The sequence below is a fragment of the Streptomyces sp. NBC_01171 genome (assembly GCF_045039805.1).
Lineage (GTDB): Bacteria > Actinomycetota > Actinomycetes > Streptomycetales > Streptomycetaceae > Streptomyces.
Genome location: NZ_CP108609.1, coordinates 459,307 through 486,059, shown reverse-complemented (window position 1 = coordinate 486,059; position 26,753 = coordinate 459,307). Strand labels below are relative to the sequence as shown.

Here is a 26,753-nt window from a genome sequence, read left to right as displayed (position 1 = left end):
CAGGACAGCGTGACCCGACCGAGGCCCCACCCGAGTCCGCCGCGGGTCTGCGACAAGGCCATCCAGTCTGTCAAGGCTTGTGTACGGGACGTCCGTTGGGTGGCGCCTCGGTCTTTCGTTCCAGCAGTGTGACTGTGACGCCGGGCGCAATCTGACGTTTGCTGGTGGGGGTGAATCCGCGTTTCTCGTAGAGGGCCAGCGCGGGGTGGTTGGCGGTTCCGGTGGAGACCAGGGTCAGGTCTGCGGATTCAATGGCATCGAGACGGTTGAGCAACGCTGTAGCGACGCCGCGGCGGTGTGCGCGGGGATGGACCACGAGTCGGCAGATATCCAAGGTGCCGTCGTCTAGCCGGGTCCAGGACACGGCTCCGGCCAAGCCGGTCTCGTCAGCGATACCGAGGAAGGACTCGGTGCAGCCGCGCAACTCTTGGAGGGTTTCGTGCAGTGGCGGGATGCCGTCGAATCCGATGAGTGTGGCGTCCACGGCGTAGGCCGCGCGCTGAAGTTCCCACAACTGGCGCAGGGTGGCTGGGTCGGCCAGGTCCAGGCGGTGGGGCTCGTTCAGTGGTCGGTAAGGTGTCGCGCTGGTATCGCGGTGTCTTGTCACGCTGCGATCGTCTCAGAACACCCAATCAGCATGCCACGAAGCTCGCGGACTCACGGACGCAGGGCAGCTCCGCGGTGTAGCCCGGGGCGCCGATCGCATTCGGTTTAGCGACGGTCATGGTCACGAGGTCTTTCCCTCCGGCGTGGGGTGCCCGGTCCTGACGAGTGAGCAGGGCCGGGCTTTCCTCCGTGCCGCCGTGCCGAACTCGACTCAGCGACCGATGACCAGTCAACGAGTGACGAGCGGAGCGCAACAGGAAGAGTCCCGGTTCTGTGCACGCCGACCAACCGGAAGACTTTTACGTTCCCATTGCCTGGGGTCTGGGCATCAGAGTGGCGGTGGTACTACGTTCGGTGCATGGGAGTGAATCTCGCCCTTCAGAGTTGATTAGATCAACTTGTCCTCACCCAGGAGGAGTTGGCGGCCCGGTTGAACGCTGCGCTGCAGGAGATCACCGGCCGACCCGGCGAAATCTCTTCCCGAACGGTCCGCAACCTGCTCAACGGATCAAGTCGACGTCCAATCGGCCGCACTTGAGCGTGTGTTCGGCTGCCCCGTGGCGGACTTAGGGTTCAGCGCCCCCAGCTCCATGCAACATCCCTCGGAGGGCCCCGTATCATCCACGGCCCGCGTGCGCTGGCGGTCCCCCGTCCGAGGAGCGGGCGGCGAGACGAGCAAGAACGCTGGCCGCCGCTTCGGTGTCCTCCGCCGTGGGGTGCCATGGTGAAGCAGAGAAGCCGAGTCCATGGCCGGTGAACCTACTCCAGTCCTCCGACATCACCATCCATCTTGCGCGAGTCGCTTTCGGGCGCGCTCTACTGGAGGGCGTCCAGCGCGGCGAGGATGTCGGTGGGCTCGGCGCGCCGGGTGTAGTCGGTGTCGGCGAAGGCCCAACGGATGGTGCCCGTTTGGTCGATGACGTAGGTCGCGGGCAGCGGGAGGGTGCGGCGGTGGCCGCCGTTGACGCGGTGGAGGTCGAAGCCGAGCTTGTCGTAGACGGCGGCGAGGTCGTCGGGCAGGTCGAAGGCGAGGCCGTACGCCTTGGCGGTGTCGGAGCCCACATCGCTGAGGACGGTGAAGGCCAGGCCGTGCTTTTCGGTCAGGGTCAGGGACTCGTCGGGGATCTGAGGGGACACGGCCACGAGCTGGGCGCCGCGTTCGGTGATGTCGCGGTGGTGCTGCTGCAGGGAGCGCAGCGCGATGTTGCAGTACGGGCACCAGGCGCCGCGGTAGAAAGTGAGCACGACCGGGCCCTGAGGGAGGAGCTGGTCGAGGGCGATGGTTTCACCGGTCGCGGACGGCAGAGTGAACCGCGGCGCCTGTGCGCCGGCGCCGAGGGCGCGGTCGGCCTGACCGGACGCGGCGAGCTCGGCGCTGGCCTTGTTCATGATCTCCCGGACCTCGACGGGGATCTGCTGCTGACGCGCCTCGTAGAACGTGCGCAGTTCGGCGTTGAGTGACATGAGCGCGGCCTTCCGGGTGTGTCTCGTGGGGTCCGGCCCGGCGGGCCGGACCCCATCTTGGAATGGTCGTTTCAAGATAAGAGCATGCAGTACCTCCTGCCAAGTCGGCATGCCTGAGTAGCTCTTACAGGATGGTGAACGGCGTGTGGTCGGCCAGAGCCAGGGCGCGGATGAATGCCGCGGCCTTGACCGCACGGCGCGCCAGGAAGCGGCGTACCGGTGAGCCGTGCGAGCCGTACGCCGCCGTCCACAGTGCGGGTATCCGGTGCATGCGCCCAGAGTGGGAGCGGCAGTGCGTCGTATAGCGGATCGTGGACGAACCTGGACGCCGGCCGATGTCTGGGCGCTGTACCGGGGGGTCGTGCGGAGTTATCTTGGAACCTCTATTTCAAGATGTGAGGTGGGCCATGCCGGACGTCAAGCATTTCGATCCGGACGCGGCACTGGAGAGCGTGCTGCGGCTGTTCTGGGAGAAGGGCGTGGCGACGACCGGGATCCAGGAGGTGGTGGCGGCGACCGGTCTGAACCGCTCCAGCCTGTACGCCACCTTTGGAGGGAAGCAGGAGCTGTACCTGGCGGCCCTCCAGCGCTACCTCGAGAACCGTTCACAGCCGATGTTCCGCCGGCTCGCCGAGGACGAGCGGGGTCTGCCCGCCGTCGAGGAGTTCTTCGCCGGACTGATCAAGGCGCGGTGCTCGGGCGAGTACGCACGCTGGGGCTGCATGGTCTCCAACGCGCACGCCGGCGCCGAGAACCGGGACGAGGACGTCGCCCGTGTCCTGGACCGGCACCACAGCGGGCTGCGGGACGCACTGCGTGAGGCACTGGTGACGGCGCAGTCGCGCGGGCAGCTGGCGGACTGCGCGGATCCGGCCGCGGCAGCCGATGTGCTGGCCCTGGTCGCCTACGGGGTGAATCTGCGCTCGCGCGCCGGAGCGAGCGCCCGCTCGCTCCAGGACAGTGTGAGCAGCGCGCTGCAATCGATCGGCGCTCCCGCAGCGGCGTAGCCCGCGCGGCACCGCCTGAGCGGGGTGGACGAGAGCCTCTCGTCCACCCCGCTCACGTCTGTTTCTCAGTGAGTGGTCCCCGCCACCGGCTGGGGCAGCTCGACCTGCACTCCCTTGTCGCCCGCGTCCGCGGTGTAGTCGCCCGGCGATGTCTCGTCGACGCCGGCAGGGGCCTTTGCGGCCTTCAGCACGAAGGTGAGGACCACGGTGACGACCACGTTCATCACGAACGCGGTCAGGCCGATGTAGCCGATCTCGCCGATGCCCGGGATCTTTCTGGCGGAGCCGCCGAAGTGGGCCTGCGTCGGCGAGGCCACCCCGTACGCGGCGGCCGTGCCGTAGATCATGCCGGCCGCCCAGCCGACGAGCAGCGCCCAGCGGTGAAACCAGCGGGAGAACAGGCCGCCGACGAGCGCCGGGAAGGTCTGCAGGATCCAGATTCCGCCGAGCAGCTGGAAGTTGATGGCGACGGTCTTGTCCATGGTCAGGACGAAAGCTAGCGCGCCGACCTTCACCAGGAGCGAGACCAGCTTGGAGACCTTGGTCTCCTGCGCGGGCGTTGCGTCGGGCTTGATGAAGTCCTTGTAGATGTTGCGCGTGAACAGGTTCGCCGCCGCGATCGACATGATGGCCGCCGGGACCAAGGCGCCGATGCCGATGGCGGCGAACGCCACGCCCGCGAACCAGGCCGGGAACATGTCCTCGAACAGCTGCGGGATCGCCAGCTGCCCGTTGGTCACCTTCACTCCGGCGGCGATCGCCATGAAGCCGAGCAGCGCGAGTAGGCCCAGCATCAGCGTGTACAGCGGCATCACGGTGGTGCTGCGGCGGATCACGTTGCGGTTCTTGGACGACAGGGTGGCGGTGATGGAGTGCGGATACATGAACATCGCCATCGCCGAGCCGAGCGCGAGGGTGGCATAGGTCCATTGCGCCTGGGGTGGGCTGGTGAGCGCGCCGCGCGGCGCACCCGTGGCTGGGTTGGTCTGTGCGAAGGCGTGCTGGGCGGCGGAGAAGATGGCGTCGAAGCCGCCCAGTTTGATGGGGATGTAGATCACGGCCACGGTGATGACCAGATAGATCAGCGTGTCCTTCACGAACGCGATCATGGCGGGAGCGCGCAGCCCGGCGGAGTAGGTGTAGGCGGCAAGGACCGCGAAGGCGATGAGCAGGGGCAGGTCCTTGACGAACCAGTTGGTGTTCTCGCCGCCGCCGATGCCGATCACGTCCAGTACGGCCTGGATGCCGACGAGTTGGAGTGCGATGTAGGGCATCAGGGCGAGGATGCCGGTGAAGGCGACGGCCAGGGACAGACCCTTGGAGCCGAACCGCCCGCGCACGAAGTCGGCGGTTGTCACATAGCCGTGGCGGTGCGAGACCGACCACAGGCGCGGCAGGAACGTGAAGATCAGCGGGTACACGAGGATGGTGTACGGCACGGCGAAGAAGCCGGAGGCGCCGGCCGCGTAGATCGCCGCCGGCACGGCCACGAACGTGTAGGCGGTGTAGACGTCGCCGCCGAGCAGGAACCAGGTGATCCAGGTGCCGAACGAACGTCCGCCGAGACCCCATTCGTCCAGCGATGCCTCGTTGTCGGGTCGGCGCCAGCGCGCGGCAAGGAAACCCATGACCGTCACGGCCAGGAAGAAGAAGACGAACACGGCGAGTGCGATGCCGTTGACGCCGCCGTTCATGTGACCTCACTTCCCCTACGACGCAGGGCAGCTGTACACACGGGATGCTCCGATCATGGGCGCGGGCGTAGGCGTGGGTGGGCGGTGATCAGGGGCGGGCGGGGGCCGGCTCTTCGTTGGGCAGGAGGCCGTCGAGTTCGGTGGCGAGCTGGGTGTCGTCGGCAGCTGCCTGGGTTGTGTCGGGGTTGCTGCCGCGGGCCAGTACTGCCATGCCGGCCGCGGCCATGGGCAGGGCGACGAAGAGCGCGGCGGTGCGCATGCCGCCGGGAGCGGAGAGGACGAGGGCGATCAGGGGCGGGCCGAAGGCGCCGCCGGACTTGCCGACGGCGGCGACCCAGCCGCCGGCGGTGCCGCGCAGTGCGGTGGGGAAGACCTCGGCGGTGTAGGGGCCCAGCAGAGCGATGACGCCGGCAGTGCCGGCGAACAGCAGCATGACGATGCCCAGCGTGAGGGGGCCGCTGTCGTGCAGTCCGAGGGCGGCGAGCGCGAGCAGTGCGGTGACGGTGAGGCCGGCGTAGAGAACCATGGTGTTCCTCGCCGACCAGCGGGTGTAGAGCCAGGCCGCGAAGGCGCAGGTGGGGATGGCTAGCAGGGAGGACAGGAAGAGCAGCGTTGCCGCCGACATGCCGTGGCCGTGCGCGGCTTCCAGCTGTGCGGGAAGGAAGGTGATGAAGCCCCAGTAGACAAGCCCCCAGCCCAGACCGTAGGCGGTGACGACCAAGGTCTTGGCGGTCTGTGGGCGGCGGAAGAGGGTGGCTGCAGGGACGCGGATGGCGCGCTTCTTGCCTGCGCTGAAGGCCGCCGACTCCGGGATCCACCGGTTGAGGCAGATCAGCACCAGGACCGGGGGGAGCTGTGCGAACCACAGCATGCGCCATCCGCTGACCGGCAGCAGCAAGGCGGCGAGGCCGGAGGCGGCCATGTAGCCGCCGGTGGTGGTCAGTCCGGCTTGCAGCACCATGATGGGAGCGCGTCGGCCGGGCGGCAGGCTTTCGGTCATCAGGGCGTAGACGACGGGCAGCATGCCGCCGGCGGCCATGCCCATCATGGCGCACATGATCAGATTGCCGCTGAAGCTTGGCATGGCCCCGCACACCGTGGTGCCCAGGAAGATCAGTGAGGCCAGGAGGATGGTGGCCCGGCGTCCGATCCGGTCGGCCGCCCGGCCCCAGACCAGCGAACCGAGCACGGTGCCGGTCAGGGCCACGGTGGGCAGCCACGCCACCTCGGCGGCGCTGAGGTGGTACTCCTGGCGCATGCCCGGGGAAACGAAGGCAAGGGTGGCGGGCTTCATCTGATCCACGATCAGCGCGAAGCTCAGGATGGCGATGAGCCGGCGGCGGCTGGCTGCGGTCTGCGCACCGGCGGGAGAGGGGGCGGGGCCGGTTCCAGCGGGCTGGCGCAGTGCCAGGGCGGACAGGACGACGCCGACGGCGATGACCACCATGGCCGCCCACATGCTGGGTGTCATGGTCATCATCGACATGTCGAAGTTCATGGGGGCGCACTCCAGGAACATCCGCAGGTGTTCCAGGACACCTGCGAACGTCAGGGCGACACCGCTCCAGAACAGGACTGGGCGAGGTATGAGGGCAGCGGGCGGTGGGGGCGTGGTCATCGTCAACTCCTCGTCAGGCACCGGGCATTGCAGCGTGTCGACTACAAGATCAATGGGTGCCGGGGCCGCGCGGAGGTGCACTCCTGCAGGCCGGGGAGTGCACCCCGCGCGGCCCCGAGCACGCGGGGCAGCGCAGCGGTCAGGAACGGGCCGGGGCCGGGACCTCGGCGGGGTTCTGCCCGGCGGGCGCCTGCGGCTGATCCCCGGAGACCGCGGGGACTGAGCGGTCCTTGAGGCCCAGGACCACTGGCCAACGGGCGTCGTCGGGAGCGACCACGAGGAAACGGGCGTAGTAGCTGTCGGCGAACGAGAGCAGGAACATCGGCAGCAGCGTCCAGATCGCCACCTGTTCCAGGTGAGTGTTGTCGGTGAGGGCCGCGATGATGACGACGACGAAGACGTTCGGGTAGGTCATGGCGGTGTAGTCGTCCAGGCTCTGGACATGGCCGCGCCGCTTGCACACCGCGGCAACCAGCCGCAGTCCCACCGCGATGCCCACTGCGGTGGGGGCGTAGGCAGTGAAGCCGCTCAGGTCGAGCTTGAGGGTCACCAGCACGATGAACGCGGTCAGGATCAGTACGGCGACATAGCCATAGCGCTCGCCGAACTTGGCGGTGCGGATCGGCGCGCGGCGCCGCAGCCTCCCGACCAGGACGAAGGCGGCCGCGACCACTCCGGTGGAGGCGGCCGCGCTGATGGCCACGGCCTCGCCCACGCCCTGGCGCAGGGTGAGCGCCAGCACGGCGGAGAAGGAGACGGCGGCGGCCAGCGAGGAGAGCAGGACCTGCGCAAAGGTCGGCATGATCATGCCGCCGAGGCAGCGGCTGACGGTCATCGCCACCACCGAACTCGGCGTCGCGAGGAAGATCGCTGCGGTGACCGCGGTACTGCTTGGGCCGGCGTCCCACCAGCGCAGGGCCAGCGCGAGCGCGAGAGGCAGGGCGAGGTAGCGCACCGCCACCGAGGCCAGGGTGCCCCAGTCGGTGACGAACTCGCGGGCCCGTTCCAGCTCGATCCGGCACATCGTGATGACACTCGCGATCACGAGGAGCGCGAGCAGTACCAGCGGCGGGGTGGTGACGTGCAGGCCTGCCCAGTTGCCCAGCAGGCCGGCCGCGAGCCCGGCGCAGAACACCACGGGGTGGTTGACGACGATCCAGTCGTAGACCATGTTCATGGTCTCGTTCTCGTTCTTGACGTACGAGCCGATCCGGTCCCCCTGCAGCATCTGCGAGTTGGGCAGGCGCAGGTCGTAGGACTCCTCGGGGGGCCGGGCGAGGATGAACCGGCAGATCAGCTCGACGACGTACTTGTGCGAGACCACGCACACCGTCTCACCGCGCCGCAGCGCGGGCAGCAACTCCTCCATATAGAAGGCGCGCACCCGCCCGGCAAACTTCTCGAAGCTCTCACCGCCCTGCTGGGTGGGGCTGTCGGCGTTCATAGCGCGCTCGTACTCGGCGATGCCGTGGCGGCGCTGGAGGATCGACTTGCTCTCCAGTGTGTAGCTGCCGAAGTCGCGCTCCATCAGCCGGGCATCCACCGTCCACTCAACGGCGGCGTCGCCCGCGTCGTCGAAGATGATCCCGGCGGTCTCGAAGGCGCGGGTCAGCGGCGAGACGAAGATGCGGTCGAAGTGCTGGTCCTGATGACGACGGGCGACCTGTTCGGCCTGGATCCGGCCCAGGAACGTCAGCGGCGCATCCCGCTGCCCCGCGATGCGGTGCACGGAATTGCAGGTCGACTCGCCGTGGCGGACCATGAACAGTCGGCTGAGCATCTCCTGATCGGGCGGGGACTGCTGCGTTGTCCGTGCCACCGTCAGGACTCCTTCTTCGGGGCGTGCTTGATCTGCTGGCCGTAGGGGGAGTCCCAGCGGGCGAGCTGGGTGATGTCGCACAGGTTGTGCACCGCGTGCTTCTCGACCAGCACCGTCAGCAGCGACACGGCACGTCCGGCCTGCCCGGTGGTGAGGGGAAACTCGCGGGCCAGGGCGGCGGCGGTGTCGGCCAGTTCGTCGGCGCGGACGCTGCGGTACTTGTCCCGGCCAGTGCGGTCCTCGGCGTGCAGGTAGTCGAGGGTGGCGGGGTAGGCGTGCTGGCGGGCGTAGCCGAGCAGGCGCTCGCGCAACCGGGCGGCATCCCCGTCGGGCAGCGGCGGAACGATGTCGGCGACGATCCAGTCGGCGGAGCGCACCAGGCAGTGGTGGACGTCCTCGGGCAGATGCACGGCCTCCGAGGGGTTCTCGTCCATGCGGCGCAGGACCTCCATGGCCGTGTCGAAGCACTGGTTGCGCAGGGTGCCGATGCTGAAGACGAACGCGCCGAGCCGGCCGCGCCGGGTGGTCTCATCGCCCTGGCGCATCGGGCCGACGCTGAACAAGCCGTCCACTGCGGCGCCGTCGGCGCCGATCAACTGCCCGTGGGCTCCGACCTCGATGCCACGGTGGGTCTTCGACTGCGGCGTGGCGTAGCGGTGCTGGTGGACGAGGCCGGTCCACAGCGGGTGCCCGGTGTGCTCATAATCCGTGTTGTTGCCCAGGCAGTTGACGACCCGGTCGACGACCAGGTCGGGCCGGTCGGCGAAAACGACGCGGATCTTCGTGCCGGCCTCTGCGGGCCGCATGTCCTGGATAGCGGCGGGGAGGCTGTGCACGGTCTGCGGGGCACCGTTGAAACCGCGCATCCGGTCGCGGACCACGCCACCGATCTCCCGTACCGTGCTGGTGCGGTTGGTGACGATCAGCGACTTGTACCGGTCCAGGAGCATCCGCACATCGCCGGCGTCCATCCGAGAGACCAGTTCGATGACGTAGGGCTCCCACGCCTTCATCACTCGCTCCGCGAAGATCGCCTCCGGGACGCCGTCTCCGTGTTCGGCCCGCAGATGCGCGTACTCGGCTGTCACGCCCTCGACCACAACATCCGCGGTGAGCTCGTGCGCGTCCAGGAACGGGGGACGCCGGGCCTGCCAGATGTCGTGCTCGTGATCGACCGGATAGGTGTCGTGCATGTGGCCGCCCCGTGAGCAGATGAGGATCTGTCCCTTGTGGCCGGAGTGCACGAGCGAGACGACCGTGTCGAAGGCGGACAGCGCCGAACCGGTGACCAGCACGGTCTCCTCGGCGCCCACCGACCTGAACCACTTCTGCGCCTCGGGGGCGTAGGGGTCGGCGAGGAAGCGCTCACTGCCCTTGACGCGGTGGTAGAACGGGGCCTGCACCGGGGCCAGGTGCCCGGTGGCCAGGACCACCTGGTCTGCGGCCAGATCGTGTACTGCGGCGGATTCGCAGGCGGTGTCGGCGTACTTGACGGTGAAGGTGCCGTGTCCGGTGGCCCGGACGTCGATCGTCTCGCCGCTCAGCTCGCGCAGCGTGACTTCGCCGCGTGCGTCTGAGACGGCGCCCTGCAGCCGCTCGGCCAGGTACTGGGAGAAGATGCGCCGCGGGACCACGCAGGCGACGCCGAAGGTGTGGTGCTGCCATCTCAGCGGCCACGCGGAGCGGTCCGCCTCGGCGTTCGCCCACTCCAGGAAGTCCTCGGGTCGCTCGCGCCGCAGGGTGATCCGCCCGGCCTGGATGTTGAGCATGTGCTCCCAGTTGGTGGACGCCTGGCCGAAGGCCAATCCGCCGTAGCGGTAGCCCTCCTCGCGCTCCAGCAGGCATATCTCCAGCGGGCCGGTGGCGAACTGGAGGAGCCGGATCGCGGTGAGCGTGCCGGAGAATCCGGCGCCGACGATGACGACGCGTCGCATCCGGGCCGCCGAGCTCATCTCGGGCTCCATGGCCATGGTGGTGGTGTGCACGGTCCCTGTCTCCTTGGGGTAGGGGATAGTCAGAGCCATTCCTGCGTGAAGCGGACGGTGATGGCCTCACACACGGACTGGTGGACGATGCAGCCGCGCTCCGCCTTCAGCAGCGGCTTGCCGAACAGGTCCTGGCGGGCGGCGGGTGCACTGACCGCCACGGTGATCTCGGTGAAGCGGGTCGGGGCCGGGGTGAGGGTGCCGGTGACCGTCACATCGAGATCGGTGGCTTCAGCCTTGGCGTCCTCGGCCTGCAGCGCGGCAAGGAAGGTGCTCAGGTAGCAGCCGCCGAGGGCGAGCAGCAGATACTCGCCGCCCATGGGGCCGCAGTCGCTGCCGCCCTTGTCCGCGGGGCGGTCGACGGTGACGGTGTGGCTGCGGGCCTGGCCGGCGACGGCGCTGCCGCCGGTGGGACGCAGGGATACGGCGATGTCAGGCATGGCGGGGCCACGACTCCTGTCTCGGGGTGGGATGTGCGCCGGGCGGCCACGGTGCCGCGGTGCGCTGAGCGGGAACGGACCACAGCATCAGCAGCTACGGTCCGGTCGGCCTCGGATCGTGGACGATCCTGGACGCGGCCGCCGCGGTCGCCCTGCCCTCGTTATGCGCTTGACAGGGGAGGACATGCAACGACTAACTTGGAACACTCGTTCCGAGATGTTGAGGCGCGATTCCCTGGGGGAGGGTGTTCATGCCGCACGCACTACGGCCCGGCAAGACCCGCACGATGGACGAGTTCATTGCGGAGCTGAGACTGCTCAAGGCGTGGGCGGGAAGCCCGTCGATCACTGAGATCACGCGCCGTGTCCACGCCGCGTGGCAGCGGGCCGGACGTCCCCGCAGCGAATGGCCCGCCCGCTCCACCGTCGGCAACTGCTTCCAGCTCGGCCGCCGCCGCCCCAACTCAGATCTCCTGCTGGCAGTGGTCCACGCGCTGGTCGGCGCCGACGCGGCCACCTTCGCAGCCTGGCGCCTCGCTCTCCACGCCGTCCTGGGCGAGGCCGAAGCCTCATCCCGGGTGACCGTCGCCGACCACCTGCCCCGTCTCCCGCCCCACCACGTCGAGCGAAACGCGCTTCTTCAGGAAGCCGCCAGTCTGCTCGGTCGTCGCCACCCCACTCTGGTCCTGCACGGCATGGCCGGCACCGGCAAAACGGTCCTTGCGCTTGCCCTCGGTCACCGGCTCCTGGCCGCCGCCCCGCAACAAGGCCCAGTCCTCTACGCCGATCTGCACGGCCGTGATGCCGAGGCGCCCGCGACCGACCCCGCCGCCGTCCTGGACACCTTCCTGCGCGTGCTCGGCCTGCCAGGAGACCGCATCCCGCGCGGCCAACAGGCCCGAGTGGACCTCTTTCGCCAACTCTTAGGTCAGAGACGCGCGTTGATCATCCTGGATGACGCCGCTGACGAAGAGCAGATACGGCCTCTCCTGCCCCACGAACCCACCAGCCAAGTCCTCATCACCAGTCGGCACAAACCCCAAGGCATCGCCGACATCCACGCCTTGCAGGTCCCGGCACTCACACCGCAGGAGGCCGCGGAACTCCTCCACCAGGGTGCTGGCCCCGAGCGGCTGTCTCCCCACTCCGACGACGTCCGACGCATCGTTCAGGTCCTCGCCGGCCACCCATTTGCCCTCACCGCTATCGCACACCACCTGCGCGACCACCCCACCTGGACGCCCTCCGACTACCTCAGCGAACCCCTCACCATGCTGGCCATGGAAGGCGGCGTGCGCGCAGCGCTGGCCCGCTCGACCAGCCAACTCAACGCCTCCGCCCAGCACCTGCTTCGCCTGCTCACCCTGCACCCGGGCCATGACATCGATATCGCCACCACAGCCGCTCTGCTCGCCACCACCAAAGCCAAAGCCGCCACGAACCTGACAGACCTGGCCGCCGAACATCTGGTGGAAGAAACGACCCCCGGACGCTTTCACATGTCAACGCTGGTACGCCTGTACGCAGAAGAACGACTCGGTCTCGACGAGCCGGCCAGCGCAATCCGCCGAGCAGTCCGGCGCCTGCAACAGCACATGGTGAACCAGGACCTGCGCTTGGCCGAGGCCGACTCCGCCCACCCCGGTGGACTGGCCAACCTCAACGACACAATCCGGATACCCGCCTTTCTGCGACCTGGCCAGCCGGCCGAAGCAACCAGCGTCCTGGCTGCGTGAACGTCTGATACGGCAGTTGATGCGCCCCCGGCCCGACGCCATGACAGGCCGGGTCACATCCTTTGACATTGGAGACCTGCGGTGCGAGGGCTGCAGTCCCTCCGGTCGAGTCGGCGGGCGACGCCGTTCCGGGAGGCGTCCCTGACGAGTGCGTGCGAGGCACCGGCGGAGAGCGTGGGCGAGTGAGCCGCGGAGAGCGAACGCGAACACACTGCCTGCCAGCCTTCTAGGGGCCGGTCCTTCGGTGCACATGGATGCGTACCGTCGTACTTCCCTGCCGTGTTGGGGACGGCCGACCGCCTTGTAGTGCCCCGGCGCTGTCCCCTGGTGCGTCGGACTCGCTGCCGGGCCCTTCGCCCTGACGTTCGCGGCGAGACCGCCGCGCGCGGTCTCTTTGTGCTTGACGTACATGCTGAAGCGTTTGGCACCCGGCCTGTGGCCGTGCTCGCTCCGGCTCGGTCTGGTCACTACGGGCGCCGCTCGCGATGCTGGCACCGGCTGCGACGCAACACGTGTTGTGCTACGTCGGGGGGCCAGGGTGACGCGCCTCGCGCTGTGTGGGAACCCCATAACAGGGGCCTCAGGTCAGCATCGTTCCGATGAAGGCGGCGCTTCGAACTCGCCAAGCGAGCGGTGCGCCGCTGGTGGCTCGCGGCGCGACTTGGGAAACGCGGTGGTGGGAGGCGTGCGGGATGCGCGAGTAACCCCTACCGAAGGGACCTGACCACCTGTCAGCGAAGTCAGCATTGGGTCAGCATCAGTCCGAGCAAGGGTGATTAAGCCTGGCGAAACTTGCACTTCAGGGATGGGCGAGACGAGTGGCTGGAGAGGTGTTTGCTTATGCAGTGTGAACGGGCCGGGCGGGGCATGTGTCCCCTCGCCTGGCTGGGCGTGCTCCCGTCCAGAAAGTGCCGGTTCAGCGCACTCGACCCCGTGGTTTCAGCGACACAGAAGGAAGTTCGGGCGCGAGCAGTCGGTCCCCGTCGTAGCCCTTCACCTCCCCAAATCGCGAACCCGTCATCCACTCCTCCCGAGCCCGGCTGATGTCCTCCTGCGTACGTCCCACGAAGTTCCACCACATGATCAGCTCCTCCGCGAACGGCTCCCCGCCCAGCAGCATGATCGAGGCGTCGGAATCCGCGTGGAGGGGGAGAGCGGTGCGGCCGCAGCCGAGGTAGAGCATGGAGCCGGGGGTGACGGGGACGCCGTCCACGTGGACCGAACCCGACATGGAGAGCACGCCGTACTCGAAGTCCGGGTCGAGGGGGAGATGGGTTCGGGTGCCCTCGGTGAGGGTGAGGTCGGCGCCGACGAGGGGGGTGTACGTGGTGCCGGGGGACGTCGTGCCGTCCAGGGTGCCCAGGATCACCGTGGCGGTCAGGCCGGGGGCCGTGACCGTCGGCAGGTTCGCGTGGTACTCGAAGTGCGGGTCGGTGTGGCGGTGTTCGTCAGGGAGGGCCACCCACAACTGGGCTCCGTGCAGGTGGCGCGCGTGGGGCTTCGGGCTCTCCTCGGAGTGGCTGATCGCCCGGCCCGCCGTCATCAGGCCCAGTTCGCGCGGGCGGATGGTCTGAAGGCTGCCTGTGGAGTCCCGGTGCAGCACCTCGCCCTCGTGCAGCCAGCTCACCGTCTGGAGGCCGATGTGCGGGTGCGGGGGCACCTGCATGCCGGGCTCGTCCGCGATGTCGTCAGGCCCGTAATGATCTACGAACGCCCACGCACCGATCATCCGGCGCCCCAGGTTCGGCAGCAGTCGGCGAACCTCGGTGGACTCCCCGAGCTTCACCGTACGGGGGCTCAGCAGCTCGCGGACCGGCTCGGCGACGACGAAGCCACGGCCACCGCATGCGCGCGGCTCGGGCGCGAGGTCTAGGTTGCTCATACGGCCAACTTAGCGCCCTGCCCGTCGGAGCCCCTCACCCCGCCAATTCCCGTGCCCTCTCCGTCGTGGCCTCCAGCGCCGCCCGTACCGATTCGCCCACCCGGTGTTCCCGCAGCGTGGCGATGCCCTCGGCCGTGGTGCCGTGCGGGGTGCTGGCCTGCTGGTACAGGGATTCCGGGGTCACACCCGGCTCCGCCAGTACGTCCGCCGTGCCCCGCAGCACCTGGCTGGTCAGCAGCAGGGCGTCATGGGTGCCGAAGCCCGCCCCCCGGGCGAAGTCCGTGAAGGACTGGGCCAGGTACGCCACCAGGGCCGGGCCGCTGCCCGCGACCGCGGTGGCCGCGTCGAGCAGGGACTCGTCCTGGACCACCAGCACCTTGCCGATCACCGACAGCGCACCCTTCGCCCGCTCCATCCCGCCGGTGGACACCTGGTCACCGGGACACAGCACCGTCATGCTCTGCCCCACCCGCGAGGCGAGGTTCGGCATGGCACGCAGGACCGCGCCCGTGCCCAGCGCCGACGCCAGGGTCTCCAGCCGTACCCCCGCCATGACCGAGACGACCGTCGCCTGCGCGCACGCGCCCGGCGGCAGGCCGTCCGCGAAGGAGTCGAACGCCTGGGGCGGGATGGCGAGGACGAGGAGGTCGTCCGGGCGGGGCTCGTAGGCGGCGGCCACCTCCGCACCGCCGTCCAGGGAGGCCCGGCGTTCCGCCGAGGGTTCCACGACGACCACCTCGACCCGCGGCATCCCGTCCAGCAGGCCCCGTACGATGACCGACCCCATGTGGCCGGCACCGACGACGACGATTCGTTCCACAGCCGCCACACTCCTCGCTTCGGATGCCAGAAGTGATACCAAAAGGGGCGTTCAGGCCCCCGTACGGGCGACCACAACGCGCCGACCCGCTGCCCCGGCCGGTGCAATGGACGGGTGACCGCCGCCCCGGACGACTGCCTCGCGCGCAACGAGTGGATCTGCGGCGACTACCTGAGCACCCGCCGCCAGATCCTCCTCGACGCGGTCGGGCAGCACCTGGAGCTGACCGCGCTGTCCGTGCTGATCGGGCTCGCCGTCGCGCTGCCGCTCGCCGTGCTCGCGCGCCGCTGGGGGTGGGCCGCCGGGCCGGTGCTCGCCGTCACCACCGTGCTCTACACCATCCCGTCCCTGGCGATGTTCTCCCTGCTGCTGCCGGTGTACGGGCTGTCCGCCACCCTCGTCGTCGCCGGGCTGGTGCTGTACTCGCTCACGCTGCTCGTGCGGAACATCCTCGCCGGGCTGCGCGCCGTGCCGGAGGAGACCCGGCAGGCCGCGCGCGGGCTCGGCTTCGGGCCCGTACGGCTGCTGCTCACCGTGGAGCTGCCGCTCGCGCTGCCCGCCGCGATGGCCGGGCTGCGCATCGCCACCGTCTCGGCGGTCTCCCTGGTCACCATCGGTGCGATCGTCGGCTTCGGCGGCCTCGGCAACCTGATCTACGCGGGCATGAACACCTACTTCAAGGCCCAGGTCCTCACCGCGTCCGTGCTGTGCGTGCTCATCGCCGTCGCCGCCGACCTGCTCCTGCTGGGCGTGCAGTGGCTGCTCACCCCGTGGGCGAGGAAGGGCCGTACATGAACGTGCTCGGTTCCACCTGGGACTGGCTCGCCGACCCCGCCCACTGGTCCGGCGACGACGGCGTCTGGCACCGGCTGCTGCAACACCTGCTGCTCACCGTCGTCTGCCTGATCGTCAGTTGCCTGATCGCGCTGCCCGTCGCGCTGGTCCTCGGGCACCTCGGCAGGGGCGGGGCGCTCGCCGTCAACATCTCCAACGTCGGCCGGGCCGTGCCCACCTTCGCCGTGCTGGTGCTGCTCCTGCTGACCCCGGTCGGGAAGTGGGGGGAGGGGCCCACCGTCGTCGCCCTGGTGCTGTTCGCCGTGCCGCCGCTGCTCACCAACGCCTACGTCGGCATGCGCGAGGTCGACCGGGGCGTGGTGCAGGCCGCTCGCGGCATGGGGATGACCGGGCGGCAGACGCTGGTCCGGATCGAGGTGCCGCTCGCACTGCCGATGATCCTCAACGGGGTGCGGATCGCCGCCGTCCAGCTCGTCGCCACCGCCACCATCGCCGCGCTCGCGGGCGGCGGCGGCCTCGGCCGGATCATCACCGCGGGCTTCAACCTGGCCAGCACCCCGCAGGTGGTCGCGGGCGCCATCCTCGTCGCCGTGTTCGCCCTGCTCGTGGAGGGTGTCTTCGAGGTCGTGGAGCGGCTCGGCCCCGCCTGGGCGCGGGGCGGCCGGTGAGAGCCCGCGCGGTACTCGCCGCCGCCACCCTCGCCACCCTGGCCGCCTGCTCCTCGGGCCCCTCGCTGGAGAACCGGGGCGCCGTCACCGCGCCGCCCGGCGACAGCCACCACCTCACCATCGGCTCGGCCGGTTTCACCGAGAGCGACCTGCTCGCCCAGCTCTATGCCCAGCTCCTCGACCAGGCCGGGTACCGGACGTCCCTGATCACCGTCGCCAACCGGGAGCTGTACGAACCCGCCCTGGAATCCGGCCAGATCGATGTCGCCCCCGAGTACGCCGCCACCTTCGCCGACTGGCTCAACGCCAAGGCGCACGGCGCCGACGCGCCCCCGGCCGGCTCGCCCGACCTCGCCAGGACCATGAAGAACCTGCGCGCCCTGGCCACCCCGCGCGGACTCACCGTCCTCCCGCCGGGCCGGGCCGTCGACCAGAACGCCTTCGCGGTCAGCGCCTCCTACGCCCGCCGCCACCACCTCAAGACCCTCAGCGACCTCGGCGCCTCCGGACTCAAGGTGCGCCTCGCGGCGGGCGACGAATGCGTCGAGCGGCCGTACTGCGCGCCCGGTCTGAAGAAGGTGTACGGGATCGACATCACCGCCGTCGATCCCAAGGGCGTCGGCACCACCCCGGCCAAGCAGGCCGTGCAGTCCGGGCGGGACCAGATGGTGCTGACCACCACCACGGACGCCACCCTCGGCTCCTTCGGCCTGGTGCTGCTCGCCGACGACAAGCATCTCCAGAACGCCGACTACATCGTCCCCGTCGTCAACCGCGCCCGCGCCGGCAGCGAGCGGGTCGCCAAGGCGCTCGGCAAGCTCAATGACGTACTCACCACGAAGGACCTCGCCGACATGAACCAGCAGGTGGACAGTTGGCGGCGACTGCCCGCCGACGTGGCCCGCACCTATCTGAAGGACAAGGGCCTCATCCGGTGACCTACGCGTCCGACACCGAGTCGAAAGGCACCTGACCCCGCGCCACCCCCAGCACATCCGCGTCCACCGACCTCCGCAGCGCCTCGTGCAGCTTGGCCGGGGTCAGGACGCCCAGGAGGCGGGAGCCGTCCAGCACCGCGACCCACCCGGCGTCGTACTGGAGCATCACGCCGAACGCCTGTTTCAGCGGGGTGCCCACCGGCACCCACGCCGTCATGCGATGGGCCAGCTCGCCGACCGTGCCGCCCGCCGCCAGTTCCTCCAGCCCCACCCAGCCGTGCAGATCGCCGTTCGCGTCCAGGACGACCGCCCAGCGCGCGCCCTCCTCCCGCAGTCGCCGCGCCGCATCCCCGGCGGGCTCGTCCGGGCGGGCCACCGGCGGCTGTTCCAGGTCGTCCGGCTCGATCGCGGTCACCGACAGCCGCTTCAGGCCCCGGTCGGCACCGACGAACCCGGCGACGTACGGAGTCGCGGGGGCGCCCAGCACCGCGCCGGGCGTGTCGTACTGCTCGATGCGGCCCTCGCCGTACACCGCGATGCGGTCGCCGAGGCGAACCGCCTCCTCGATGTCGTGCGTGACCAGCAGGACCGTCTTGCGCACCGCCTGCTGCATGCGCAGGAACTCGTCCTGCAACTGCTCGCGCACCACCGGGTCGACCGCGCCGAACGGCTCGTCCATCAGCAGCACCGGCGGGTCCGCCGCGAGCGCCCGCGCCACCCCGACCCGCTGCCGCTGGCCGCCGGAGAGCTGCTCCGGGTAGCGCGCGCCGAACGTCTTGGGGTCCAGGCCCACCAGGTCCAGCAGCTCGGCGGCGCGCGCCCGCGCCTTGGCCCGCTTCCAGCCGAGCAGGGACGGCACGGTCGCGGTGTTGTCCAGCACGGTGCGGTGCGGGAAGAGGCCGACCTGCTGGATGACGTACCCGATCCGGCGGCGCAGCCGGACCGGGTCGACCCGCGCGATGTCCTCGCCGTCCACGACGATCCGGCCCGCCGTGGGCTCGATCAGCCGGTTCACCATCATCATCGTGGTCGTCTTGCCGCAGCCCGAGGGGCCGACCAGCGTGACGAGTTCGCCCTCGGACACCTCGAAGGAGAGGTCGTCCACGGCCGTCGTACCGTCCGGGTAGCGCTTGCTGACCTGCTCGAACCGGATCATCCCCCCACGCTAGCCGGGCTCCCGGCACCCCGCCCGGCCCCGCCGGCCGAAGGGATGACGCCGCTCAGCCCAGCAACACGACCTCCAGCGTGCGGGGCCCGTGCACGCCCTCCACCCGGTTCAGCTCGATGTCGCTGGTGGCCGAAGGGCCCGAGATCCAGGTCAACGGGCGGGTGGGGGAGAGGCGTTCGAGGGCCTGGGGCACGGACGCCACGACCTGGTCGGGGACGCGGACCACGCAGATGTGATGGTCGGGCACGAGGGTGATCCGCCGTCGGCCCTGACCGGGCCCGCCGTCCAGCACGAGGGTGCCGGTCTCGGCGACGGCCACCGCGCAGCCGGTCACCACGCTGTCCACGGCGTCCAGCTCGTACGGGGTGCTCTCCGCGCGGTCGGGGACGGGGGCCGGGTCGGCGTTCGCCAGCCACGCCGACGGGAGCCCGTCCGGTACGAGCACGGACTCGGCGTCCCGCGCCGCCAGCAGCCGGGCGATGAGCGCGGGGAGGTCCGCCGCCTCACACCGGTGCACCACGGCGCGGTAGTCGGCCAGGTTCGCCGCCAGCAGCTCCACCGTCTCCTCGACCGTGCGCTCGCCGTGCTCGCGCACGTAGTCGCGCGGGATCACCCGGTCGTACGGCGTGTCGTCCTCGGGTACGTCGGCCAGCGCGCGCCGGACCCGGCCCAGGACGCGTTCCCGGTCGCTCACTTCGTCTCCTCCTTGCCGCCTCGGGTGCGTTCCCACCAGTCCCGGAACGGCTCGGCCGGCACCTCCGGCAGATCGCGCGTCGCCGTCCAGGCCGCGCCGGGCCCCGGCAGGGAGCGCGGGCGGAGGCGGCGGGCGCGGGAGGCGAGGCGCTGGCCGGTGCGCAGGGCGGCCGGGTGGGTGAAGGTCCAGCGGGCCGCCCGCATGGCCGCCCGTTCCGCCGCGTGGCCCTTGGCCGGCTTCAGCACCACCCGGTTGCCCCCGCGCACCGCCGGACCGCCCTCCACGACCCGCTCGCGCAGCCGGACCAGCACCTCGGGGATGTCGATGGCGACCGGACACACCTCGTAGCAGGCCCCGCACAGCGAGGACGCGTACGGCAGGGAGGCGTCGATCTCGCTCGCCGTGCCGCGTAGTTGGGGGCTGAGGATGGCGCCGATGGGGCCGGGGTAGACCGAGCCGTAGGCATGGCCGCCCGCGCGCTCGTACACCGGGCACACGTTCAGGCAGGCCGAGCAGCGGATGCAGCGCAGCGCCTGGCGGCCGACCTCGTCGGCGAGGGTGTCGGTGCGGCCGTTGTCCAGCAGCACCAGGTGGAAGGCGCCGGGTCCGTCGCCGTCCCTCGTGCCGGTCCACATGCTGGTGTACGGGTTCATCCGCTCGGCGGTGGAGGAGCGGGGGAGCGTCTGGAGGAAGACCTCCAGGTCACGCCAGGTGGGGACGACCTTCTCGATGCCGACCACCGAGATCAGGGTCTCAGGCAGGGTCAGGCACATCCGTCCGTTGCCCTCGGACTCCACGACCACCATCGTGCCGGTCTCCGCGACCATGAAGTTGGCCCCGGACACCCCCACCTCGGCCCGCAGGAACTTCTCCCGCAGATGCAGCCGCGCCGCCTCCGCCAGCTCGGCCGGACTGTCGGACAGACCCTCGGGCGCGGGTCGGCCCCAACCGGCCATGGCGGTGCGGAAGATGCCGCGGATCTCGGCCCGGTTGCGGTGGATGGCCGGGACCAGGATGTGCGAGGGGCGGTCCTCACCCAACTGCACGATCAGCTCGGCGAGATCGGTCTCGTACGCCCGGATGCCGGCCGCCTCCAGCGCCTCGTTGAGCCCGATCTCCTGCGTGGCCATCGACTTGACCTTGACGACCTCCGACTCGCCCGTCTCCTGGACGAGCCGGGTCACGATCCGGTTGGCCTCCGCCGCGTCGGCCGCCCAGTGGACGGTGCCGCCCGCCGCGGTGACCGACTCCTCCAACTGCTCCAGATAACGGTCGAGATGGCGGAGCGTGTGTTCCTTGATCCGGCTGCCCGCCTCGCGCAGCTCCGCCCAGTCGGACACCTCCGCCACGGCCGCCGCGCGCTTGGCGCGGATGGTGTGGGTGGCGTGCCGCAGGTTGCCGCGCAGGGTGCCGTTTTCCAGCGCTTCCCGTGCCGCCTCGGGGAAGGCGGGCATTCCGACGAAGGTCTCGTTCACCGGGTCGGTTCCTCCTCCGTGCTCGCCAGGATCTCCGCGATGTGTACCGGCCGCACCGGAGAGCCCGCCCGGCTCATGGTGCCACCCAGGTGCATCAGGCACGAGTTGTCGGCCGCGCACAGCACCTCCGCGCCGGTCGACTCGGCGTTGCGCATCTTGTCCGCGCCCATCGCCGCCGACACCCCGGCGTTCTTGACCGCGAAGGTGCCGCCGAACCCACAGCACTCGTCGGCGCCGGGCAGTTCGACCAGCTCCAGCCCCCGCACCGCCTCCAGCAGCCGGCGCGGCCGGTCGCCGAGTCCCAGCGAGCGCAGGCCGTGACAGGTGGGGTGATAGGTGACCTTGTGCGGATAGACGGCGCCGACGTCGGTGACGCCCAGCACGTCCACCAGGAACTCCGTCAGCTCGTACGTCTTCGGCACCACCGGCGCCAGTACGTCGGCCAGTTCCTCTCCGCGCCCCTCGGCGCGGGCCCGCTCGCCCAGCTTCGGGTACAGCTCCCGGACCATCGCCGCGCACGAACCCGACGGCGTGACGATCGCGTCGTACTCCCCGAAGACCTCCGCGAAGTGCCGGGCCAGCGGTTCCGTCTCGTGCCGGTAGCCGGTGTTGTAGTGCGCCTGCCCGCAGCAGGTCTGCGCCAGGGGGAAGTCGACGTCGACCCCGAGGCGGTTCAGCAGTCTCACCACGGCGCGGCCGGTGTCCGGGTAGAGCGTGTCGTTGACACAGGTCAGGAACAGGGCGACACGCATCGCGGCTCCTCGGGCCTCGAAGATCGGACAGGGGCAGCGTAGCCAGAGCGCGGCCGGGCGGAGCGGGTCAGTACCCTAGCCGCGATGCCTGATCACATACCCCTCCTCGCCGCCGACTGTGCCAACTGTTTCGGCCTCTGCTGTGTCGCCCTGCCCTTCGCCCGCTCCGCCGACTTCGCGCACGACAAGCCCGCCCAGAAGCCCTGCGCCAACCTGCGCGAGGACCACCGCTGCGGCATCCACACCGAGCTGCGCGCCAAGGGCTACGCCGGGTGCACGGTGTACGACTGCTTCGGCGCGGGCCAGCGCGTCTCCCAGGTCACCTTCGGCGGCCGGGACTGGCGTACGGGCGGCAAGGCGCACGCCCGGCTGATGTTCGACGTGTTCCCGGTGGTCCGGCGCCTGCACGAGCTGCTGTGGTACCTCACCGAGGCGCTCGGTCTCGACGCCGCCCGGCCGCTCCACCCGGAGCTGCGCCGCGCGCTGGAGCACACCGAGCGGCTCGCCGCGCGGGAACCCGAGGAGCTGGCCGCGCTGGACCCGGCCGACCACTGGCACGAGGTGGCCGAACTCCTGCTCCGGACATCGGAGTTGGTCCGCAAGGGGGTCGGCCGCAAGAAGGGCCGGGACCGGCGGGGCGCGGATCTGGCGGGCGCGAAGCTCAAGGAAGCCGACCTGCGGGGGGTCAGCCTGCGCGGCGCCTGCCTCATCGGGGCCGACCTGACCGGAGCCGACCTGCGGCAGGCCGACCTGATCGGCGCGGACCTCCGGGGCGCCGACCTGACCGGCGCCGACCTGACCGGCGCGCTCTTCCTCACCCAGCCGCAGGTCAACGCCGCCCGCGGGGGCCCCGGCACCCGGCTGCCGGGCTCACTCGTCCGTCCCGTGCACTGGGCAGCGTCCCGCTGAACCGGCCTCCGGCTCCAGGGCGCCGACCGGTGCGGTGGCGGGGGCCTTCCGCCGCTCCAGGTTGAGGCGCAGGCCGTCCGGCATCAGCGTCAGGCGCTCGGTGACCTTCAGGCGGTAGCCGGGGTCGGGGATCAGCTCGTAGCGGCGCAGCAGCAGGCCGAGCACCAATGTCGCCTCGTGCAGCGCGAACTGGCGTCCCACGCAGGCCCGCGCGCCCGTGCCGAACGGCTTGAAGGTGTGCGGCGGGCGGGCCCGTACCGCCTTGGCGTCGAAGCGGTCCGGGTCGAACCGCTCGGCGTCCTCGCCCCACACCTCGGGGTCGCGGTGCAGCATCGGCGTGAGCACCAGCGCCCAGCCGCCCCGGCGCATCGGGTGCTCCCCGGCCAGCACGGTGTCCCGGGTGGCCTCGCGGGCGAAGGCGGGCGCGGTCGGCCACAGCCGCAGCGACTCGTCCAGCACCCGGCGCAGATAGCGCAGCCGGGCCACCTGGTCGTAGCCCGGCTCGGGGGTGTCGCCCCAGACGCGGTCCACCTCGGCGCGGGCGCGGGCGGCCACCTCGGGGTGCTCGGCCAGGTAGTACAGGGCGAACGAGAGGGCGCCGGAGGTGGTCTCGTGGCCCGCGACCAGGAACGTGATCACCTGCTTGCGGACGTTCTCCGCCGACAGCCGCTCGCCGGTCTCGGGGTGGGCCGTCTCCAGCATGCGGTCCAGCAGGTCGCCCTCCCCGCGCCCGGACTCGCGGCGGGCGGCCACCAGCGCGTCGACCGTGTCGTCCAGGTAGGCGATGTCGGCGGCGTTGCGCCGGGCGGCGCCCCGCTGGAGCAGCGGGGGCATCGGCACGCTGTTGAGCCGCTGGGCGTAGGCGAGGGTGCCGACCATGGCGGTGACGAAGGGGTGCGGCCGGTCACGCTCGAAGGAGCCGAAGTCGTGCCCGAAGCCGGTACGGGCGATGGTCTCCAGCGTCAGCCGGGTCATGTCTCCTGGCACGTCCACCGTGCGCCCGGCGGCCAGCTCGCGGTCCCAGTGGCCGGTCAGCCGGCCCGCGACCGCCAGCATCATCGAGTGGTACCCGGCCATCGCCTCCCGGCTGAAGCCGGGCGCGAGCACGTCGTGCGCCAACTGCCAGTTGGGTTCGTGGTTGTACGCGGTGAACAGCCCGTCCCCGGCGACCGGGCGCAGGTTGGCGACCCCGAGACCGACGTGCTTGGCGAACCGGGTCTCGTCCGCCATGTCCGCGGCCAGCTTCGCGCCCCACAGGAACACGAACTCCCGGTTCAGGACCCGGCGTCGGAAGATCGGGCCCAGTTCGCGCGCGAGCCGCATCGAGTCCTGGAGCGGGGTGCGCCGGTCGACGCCCAGCACGTCGCCGAGCAACGGGAGCCTGCGGGGCGGATGCGGGATGCGGTTCAGATCCGGCCAGCCCTGCTCGGCACCCCGGAACCCCTTGGGCAGCCCCGCCCCCGTCGTCTCGGCCATGACGCGATCTCCCTTGATCCGGTGGCCTGTTGCCCGTCCACCACCCGCGTGTTGAACGCGAGTTCAATAGTGCTCGCAGTCTGGTCCGCCTACTGAACCGACGTCAAGCAACGCGTCCAGTAGGGTGACGGCATGGCCGCCAACCAGGGGGAACGCGCCCGGCGCCGACTGAGTACGGAGGAGCGCCGCGAGCAACTGCTGTCGGTCGGGGCGCGCCTGTTCTCCGAGAGCCCGTACGACGACGTGTGGATCGAGCGGGTCGCCGAGATCGCCGGGGTCTCCCGAGGCCTGCTGTACCACTACTTCCCGACGAAACGGGACTTCTTCGCCGCGGTGGTGGAGCGGGAGAGCGAGCGCATGCTGCGGATGACCGCGGCCGTGCCTGGTGTGCCGGTCCGCGAGCAGCTCGGCGCCGGGCTGGACGCCTACCTCGGGTACGTCGAGGCGCACGCCCACGGCTTCCGCGCCTTCCACCGGGCCGACGCGGCCGGTGACCAGGCCGTGCGCCGGGTCTATCAGCGGGCGTTGGCCGCGCAGGAGCGGCAGATCCTCGCCGCGCTGGCCGCCGACCCCGAGTTCGGGCCCGCCTTCGAGGGCTCCCCGCACGCTCGCCTGGCGGTGCGCGGCTGGCTCGCCTTCACCACCGCCGTCTGCCTGGAGTGGCTGCGCGAGGGCGAGCCCGGCCGGGGCCAGGTGCGCGAGCTGTGCGCGCGGGCGCTGCTCGGCGCCATCGCCTGACGGCGCCTCTTACGGAACTCCGTTCGTGTCACCCGATCGGCGCGGCGTGGTTGGCGCACGCCCGGATCTTCGGTAAGTTAGGCAAGGCTTACCTAAGGAGGGCTCGGGATGGGTGACACGCAGGACTGGGCGGCAGGACCCGGAGCGGCGGAGCGGGCGCGGTCGGTCCTTGCCACCGCGTGGTCGTGCGCGGTGACCGCGGACGGCGCCCGCGAGGAGTACGTCGGCGCGCACACCGTGACCGGCGACGGCGGGGTGCTGCTCGACGTGCCGGAGGACAGTGCCCTGTCCGCCGCCGCGCTGTGCGCCCCGCGCGGCGAGCCCACCGCCGTGCTGGAGTTCGCCGACGTGGCACCCGTACCGGTGCGCCGGCGCATCCGGGCCCGGCTGTGGCTCGCCGGCTTCTTCTCCCGGCGCGGCGCGCGGCTGCTGTTCCAGCCCACCCGCGTGGTGCTGCGCCGGCCCTCGGGGGCGGTGCTGATCGAGCCGGAGGAGTACGCGGCCGCCCGGCCCGACCCGCTGGCCACCGCCGAGGCGCAGTTGCTCACCCACCTCGCCGACTCCCACCCGGACGCCGTGGAGAGGCTCACCCGGCTGGTCCGGCCGGAGAGCCTGCACGCCGTGACCCGGGTGGCTCCGCTCGCGGTGGACCGGCACGGGCTCACCCTGCGTATCGAGCGCACCCGCGCGCACGGCGACGTACGGCTGGTGTTCCACACGCCCGCCGACGACGTCTCGCAGCTCACCGAGCGCATGCACGCGCTGCTCACCCAGGCCAGCGCCGCCGCCTGCCCGCGCGCCCTACAGCGGCACCGCGCAGACGGCGACCGGTGACGCGAACGGCTCACCCGCCTGCTCAAGCGCTCCGGTACCGGTGTCGACGTGGAACACGCTCACCGTGCCGGAGCGCTGGTTCGCCGTGAACAGCAGGCGGCCGTCCGGCGCGAGCGCGAGCTGGCGGGGGAAGTCCCCGCCCACCGGCACCGTGTCCAGCAGCCGCAGCCGGGCGCCGTCCTCCTCGACGGCGTACCGGGCGACGCTGTCGTGCCCCCGGTTGGCGAGGAACGCGAAACCGCCGTCCGGCGTCACCACGAACTGCGCCGGGTAGTTGGTGGCGTCCCCGCTCGCCCCCGAGGACTGCGGCTCACCCACCGTCAGCCGGCCGGTCGCCGGGTCGTACGCGCAGACGGCCACCGTGTCGTCCACCTCGTTGGCGAGGTAGGCGTACCGCCCGTTCGGATGGAACGTCAGATGGCGCGGGCCCGCACCCGGCCGGGTGCGGGCCTGGGACACCTCGGTCAGCGTGCCGTGCTCGCTGTCCAGCCGGTAGGTGTAGACGGTGTCGGTGCCCAGGTCGACGGCGAGCACATGGCCGCCGTCCGGGCTCGTGATGAACTGGTGCGCGTGCGGGCCCTGTTGGCCCGGTCCCGGTGCCGGGCTGGAGTGCGTGACCAGCGCGGTGCGCGCACCGAGCGCGCCCGAGGCGTCGACGGGGTGCACGGCGACACTGCCCGAGCCGTAGTTCGCGCTCAGCAGCCAGCGCCCGCTCGGGTGCACCGAGAGATGACAGGGCCCCGAACCGCCCGTGCTCCGGCTGCCCAGCACGTGTCCGTCCGCGAGCCGTACGGCGGTGACCGCGCCGTCCTCGCGCTCGTCGACCGCGTACAGCGTGTGCCCGTCCGGGTGGACGGTGACGTACGACGGGTCGGGGATCTCGGCCAGCGGCTCCGCGTCGGTGACCGCGCCCGAGACCGGGTCGTACCGCGCCACGGACACGCCCTTGCCGCCGCCTTCGACGGAGGTGTAGGTGCCCAGGTACAGCGGGCGGGGCCCCGCTTCGGCCCGGTGTGCCTCGCGTCGGGGCCGCGGGGCGGGGTCCGGGGGCGGCGCGGCGGGCGCGGGCACCGTCACCACGGCGGCCGTGCCCGCCATGGCGCCGACGAAGCGCCGCCTGCTCCAGCCGCCCCGGTCCGTCCGTGCTGCGTCGTCCATGCCGCCCCCAGGGGGTGTCTCGTCGATCTGCCGGGCTCGCGGCAAGACGCCCCCTACCGTGCTCACCCGTCACCGTG

Annotated in this window: 24 protein-coding genes; 8 read left to right on the top strand and 16 right to left on the bottom strand. The window is 70.9% G+C overall.

The features are described from left to right. Positions 1-70 precede the first annotated feature (70 nt). From OG448_RS02210 to OG448_RS02200, 3 genes are all read right to left on the bottom strand, one after another. Positions 71-607, bottom strand: a complete 537-nt coding sequence (locus tag OG448_RS02210; protein WP_405551119.1) for a GNAT family N-acetyltransferase — start codon at positions 605-607, stop codon at positions 71-73. 815 nt (positions 608-1,422) lie between these two features. Then, complete coding sequence (locus tag OG448_RS02205) at positions 1,423-2,070, bottom strand: peroxiredoxin-like family protein (RefSeq protein WP_405551117.1); 648 nt, start codon at positions 2,068-2,070, stop codon at positions 1,423-1,425. Between the two features lie 124 nt (positions 2,071-2,194). Further along, positions 2,195-2,341, bottom strand: a complete 147-nt coding sequence (locus tag OG448_RS02200) for a hypothetical protein (RefSeq protein ID WP_405551116.1) — start codon at positions 2,339-2,341, stop codon at positions 2,195-2,197. 136 nt (positions 2,342-2,477) lie between these two features. Here OG448_RS02200 and OG448_RS02195 point away from each other — a divergent pair, with 136 nt between their 5' ends. Further along, positions 2,478-3,077 (top strand): TetR/AcrR family transcriptional regulator, encoded by a 600-nt coding sequence (locus tag OG448_RS02195; protein ID WP_405551113.1) that lies wholly within the window; start codon positions 2,478-2,480, stop codon positions 3,075-3,077. A gap of 65 nt (positions 3,078-3,142) precedes the next feature. Here the strand turns inward: OG448_RS02195 and mctP are convergent, their stop codons facing one another. From mctP to OG448_RS02170, 5 genes are all read right to left on the bottom strand, one after another. Then, positions 3,143-4,771, bottom strand: a complete 1,629-nt coding sequence (mctP, locus tag OG448_RS02190; RefSeq protein WP_405551110.1) for a monocarboxylate uptake permease MctP — start codon at positions 4,769-4,771, stop codon at positions 3,143-3,145. 88 nt (positions 4,772-4,859) lie between these two features. Then, positions 4,860-6,389 carry an MFS transporter gene (locus OG448_RS02185; protein ID WP_405551107.1) on the bottom strand — a complete coding sequence of 510 codons (1,530 nt, stop codon included), beginning with the start codon at positions 6,387-6,389 and terminating at the stop codon, positions 4,860-4,862. Between the two features lie 139 nt (positions 6,390-6,528). Further along, entirely contained in the window at positions 6,529-8,208 is a 1,680-nt protein-coding gene (locus OG448_RS02180) for a histidine phosphatase family protein (protein WP_405551105.1), read from the bottom strand. Between the two features lie 2 nt (positions 8,209-8,210). Then, positions 8,211-10,193 (bottom strand): FAD/NAD(P)-binding protein, encoded by a 1,983-nt coding sequence (locus OG448_RS02175; protein WP_405551103.1) that lies wholly within the window; start codon positions 10,191-10,193, stop codon positions 8,211-8,213. 29 nt (positions 10,194-10,222) lie between these two features. Beyond that, positions 10,223-10,633 carry an OsmC family protein gene (locus OG448_RS02170; RefSeq protein ID WP_405551100.1) on the bottom strand — a complete coding sequence of 137 codons (411 nt, stop codon included), beginning with the start codon at positions 10,631-10,633 and terminating at the stop codon, positions 10,223-10,225. Between the two features lie 251 nt (positions 10,634-10,884). On the opposite strand from OG448_RS02170, the gene OG448_RS02165 reads away from it, so the two are divergent. Further along, positions 10,885-12,369: an NB-ARC domain-containing protein gene (locus tag OG448_RS02165; RefSeq protein WP_405551098.1), complete on the top strand. Its 1,485-nt coding sequence runs from the start codon at positions 10,885-10,887 to the stop codon at positions 12,367-12,369. 916 nt (positions 12,370-13,285) lie between these two features. Here the strand turns inward: OG448_RS02165 and OG448_RS02160 are convergent. Both OG448_RS02160 and OG448_RS02155 read right to left on the bottom strand, forming a co-directional pair. Next, a complete protein-coding gene (locus tag OG448_RS02160; RefSeq protein ID WP_405551095.1) occupies positions 13,286-14,251 on the bottom strand; it encodes a pirin family protein in 966 nt (321 codons plus the stop codon). A gap of 34 nt (positions 14,252-14,285) precedes the next feature. After that, entirely contained in the window at positions 14,286-15,071 is a 786-nt protein-coding gene (locus OG448_RS02155) for a pyrroline-5-carboxylate reductase family protein (RefSeq protein ID WP_405551094.1), read from the bottom strand. A 114-nt stretch (positions 15,072-15,185) separates the two neighbouring features. Between OG448_RS02155 and OG448_RS02150 the strand changes: the two genes are divergently transcribed. Genes OG448_RS02150 through OG448_RS02140 form a run of 3 tightly spaced genes read left to right on the top strand, consistent with a single transcriptional unit; the run spans position 15,186 to position 17,472 of the window. Further along, complete coding sequence (locus tag OG448_RS02150) at positions 15,186-15,866, top strand: ABC transporter permease (protein ID WP_405551091.1); 681 nt, start codon at positions 15,186-15,188, stop codon at positions 15,864-15,866. Further along, positions 15,863-16,534 carry an ABC transporter permease gene (locus OG448_RS02145; RefSeq protein WP_405551090.1) on the top strand — a complete coding sequence of 224 codons (672 nt, stop codon included), beginning with the start codon at positions 15,863-15,865 and terminating at the stop codon, positions 16,532-16,534. The genes OG448_RS02150 and OG448_RS02145 overlap by 4 nt, the downstream gene beginning before the upstream one ends. Continuing rightward, positions 16,531-17,472, top strand: a complete 942-nt coding sequence (locus tag OG448_RS02140) for an ABC transporter substrate-binding protein (RefSeq protein WP_405551089.1) — start codon at positions 16,531-16,533, stop codon at positions 17,470-17,472. Before OG448_RS02145 ends, OG448_RS02140 begins: the two co-directional genes overlap by 4 nt. 1 nt (position 17,473) lies before the next feature. Here the strand turns inward: OG448_RS02140 and OG448_RS02135 are convergent, their stop codons facing one another. The 4 genes from OG448_RS02135 to OG448_RS02120 all read right to left on the bottom strand — a co-directional run bounded on the left by OG448_RS02135 (position 17,474) and on the right by OG448_RS02120 (position 21,561). Further along, a complete protein-coding gene (locus tag OG448_RS02135; protein ID WP_405551086.1) occupies positions 17,474-18,628 on the bottom strand; it encodes a betaine/proline/choline family ABC transporter ATP-binding protein in 1,155 nt (384 codons plus the stop codon). Positions 18,629-18,692: 64 nt separating this feature from the next. Further along, positions 18,693-19,334, bottom strand: coding sequence for a lactate utilization protein C (locus OG448_RS02130; RefSeq protein WP_405551085.1), 642 nt, complete (start codon positions 19,332-19,334; stop codon positions 18,693-18,695). Continuing rightward, the gene (locus tag OG448_RS02125) at positions 19,331-20,809 is read right to left on the bottom strand and encodes a LutB/LldF family L-lactate oxidation iron-sulfur protein (RefSeq protein WP_405551084.1); all 1,479 of its coding nucleotides are present in this window, start codon (positions 20,807-20,809) and stop codon (positions 19,331-19,333) included. Before OG448_RS02125 ends, OG448_RS02130 begins: the two co-directional genes overlap by 4 nt. Then, a complete protein-coding gene (locus OG448_RS02120; RefSeq protein WP_405551081.1) occupies positions 20,806-21,561 on the bottom strand; it encodes a (Fe-S)-binding protein in 756 nt (251 codons plus the stop codon). The genes OG448_RS02125 and OG448_RS02120 overlap by 4 nt, the downstream gene beginning before the upstream one ends. An 84-nt stretch (positions 21,562-21,645) precedes the next feature. Here OG448_RS02120 and OG448_RS02115 point away from each other — a divergent pair, with 84 nt between their 5' ends. Further along, entirely contained in the window at positions 21,646-22,470 is an 825-nt protein-coding gene (locus OG448_RS02115; RefSeq protein WP_405551078.1) for a pentapeptide repeat-containing protein, read from the top strand. Here OG448_RS02115 and OG448_RS02110 read toward each other — a convergent pair. After that, complete coding sequence (locus OG448_RS02110) at positions 22,432-23,946, bottom strand: cytochrome P450 (RefSeq protein ID WP_405551075.1); 1,515 nt, start codon at positions 23,944-23,946, stop codon at positions 22,432-22,434. The genes OG448_RS02115 and OG448_RS02110 overlap by 39 nt on opposite strands. A 132-nt stretch (positions 23,947-24,078) precedes the next feature. On the opposite strand from OG448_RS02110, the gene OG448_RS02105 reads away from it, so the two are divergent. Together OG448_RS02105 and OG448_RS02100 are read left to right on the top strand one after the other, a co-directional pair. Then, positions 24,079-24,684, top strand: a complete 606-nt coding sequence (locus tag OG448_RS02105; RefSeq protein WP_405551074.1) for a TetR/AcrR family transcriptional regulator — start codon at positions 24,079-24,081, stop codon at positions 24,682-24,684. Positions 24,685-24,792: 108 nt separating this feature from the next. Next, complete coding sequence (locus OG448_RS02100; RefSeq protein ID WP_405551073.1) at positions 24,793-25,518, top strand: DUF2470 domain-containing protein; 726 nt, start codon at positions 24,793-24,795, stop codon at positions 25,516-25,518. Here OG448_RS02100 and OG448_RS02095 read toward each other — a convergent pair. After that, positions 25,486-26,676: a lactonase family protein gene (locus tag OG448_RS02095; RefSeq protein ID WP_405551072.1), complete on the bottom strand. Its 1,191-nt coding sequence runs from the start codon at positions 26,674-26,676 to the stop codon at positions 25,486-25,488. The two genes, OG448_RS02100 and OG448_RS02095, sit on opposite strands and share 33 nt — an antisense overlap. Positions 26,677-26,753: the final 77 nt, after the last annotated feature.

Bases quoted from the DNA above. Each gene is read 5' to 3' on its own strand.
- OG448_RS02205 (WP_405551117.1), bottom strand. From the start codon at position 2,070: ATGTCACTCAACGCCGAACTGCGCACGTTCTACGAGGCGCGTCAGCAG.
- OG448_RS02200 (WP_405551116.1), bottom strand. From the start codon at position 2,341: ATGCACCGGATACCCGCACTGTGGACGGCGGCGTACGGCTCGCACGGC.
- OG448_RS02195 (WP_405551113.1), top strand. From the start codon at position 2,478: ATGCCGGACGTCAAGCATTTCGATCCGGACGCGGCACTGGAGAGCGTG.
- mctP (WP_405551110.1), bottom strand. From the start codon at position 4,771: ATGAACGGCGGCGTCAACGGCATCGCACTCGCCGTGTTCGTCTTCTTC.
- OG448_RS02185 (WP_405551107.1), bottom strand. From the start codon at position 6,389: ATGACCACGCCCCCACCGCCCGCTGCCCTCATACCTCGCCCAGTCCTG.
- OG448_RS02170 (WP_405551100.1), bottom strand. From the start codon at position 10,633: ATGCCTGACATCGCCGTATCCCTGCGTCCCACCGGCGGCAGCGCCGTC.
- OG448_RS02165 (WP_405551098.1), top strand. From the start codon at position 10,885: ATGCCGCACGCACTACGGCCCGGCAAGACCCGCACGATGGACGAGTTC.
- OG448_RS02160 (WP_405551095.1), bottom strand. From the start codon at position 14,251: ATGAGCAACCTAGACCTCGCGCCCGAGCCGCGCGCATGCGGTGGCCGT.
- OG448_RS02145 (WP_405551090.1), top strand. From the start codon at position 15,863: ATGAACGTGCTCGGTTCCACCTGGGACTGGCTCGCCGACCCCGCCCAC.
- OG448_RS02135 (WP_405551086.1), bottom strand. From the start codon at position 18,628: ATGATCCGGTTCGAGCAGGTCAGCAAGCGCTACCCGGACGGTACGACG.
- OG448_RS02120 (WP_405551081.1), bottom strand. From the start codon at position 21,561: ATGCGTGTCGCCCTGTTCCTGACCTGTGTCAACGACACGCTCTACCCG.
- OG448_RS02115 (WP_405551078.1), top strand. From the start codon at position 21,646: ATGCCTGATCACATACCCCTCCTCGCCGCCGACTGTGCCAACTGTTTC.
- OG448_RS02110 (WP_405551075.1), bottom strand. From the start codon at position 23,946: ATGGCCGAGACGACGGGGGCGGGGCTGCCCAAGGGGTTCCGGGGTGCC.
- OG448_RS02105 (WP_405551074.1), top strand. From the start codon at position 24,079: ATGGCCGCCAACCAGGGGGAACGCGCCCGGCGCCGACTGAGTACGGAG.
- OG448_RS02100 (WP_405551073.1), top strand. From the start codon at position 24,793: ATGGGTGACACGCAGGACTGGGCGGCAGGACCCGGAGCGGCGGAGCGG.
- OG448_RS02095 (WP_405551072.1), bottom strand. From the start codon at position 26,676: ATGGACGACGCAGCACGGACGGACCGGGGCGGCTGGAGCAGGCGGCGC.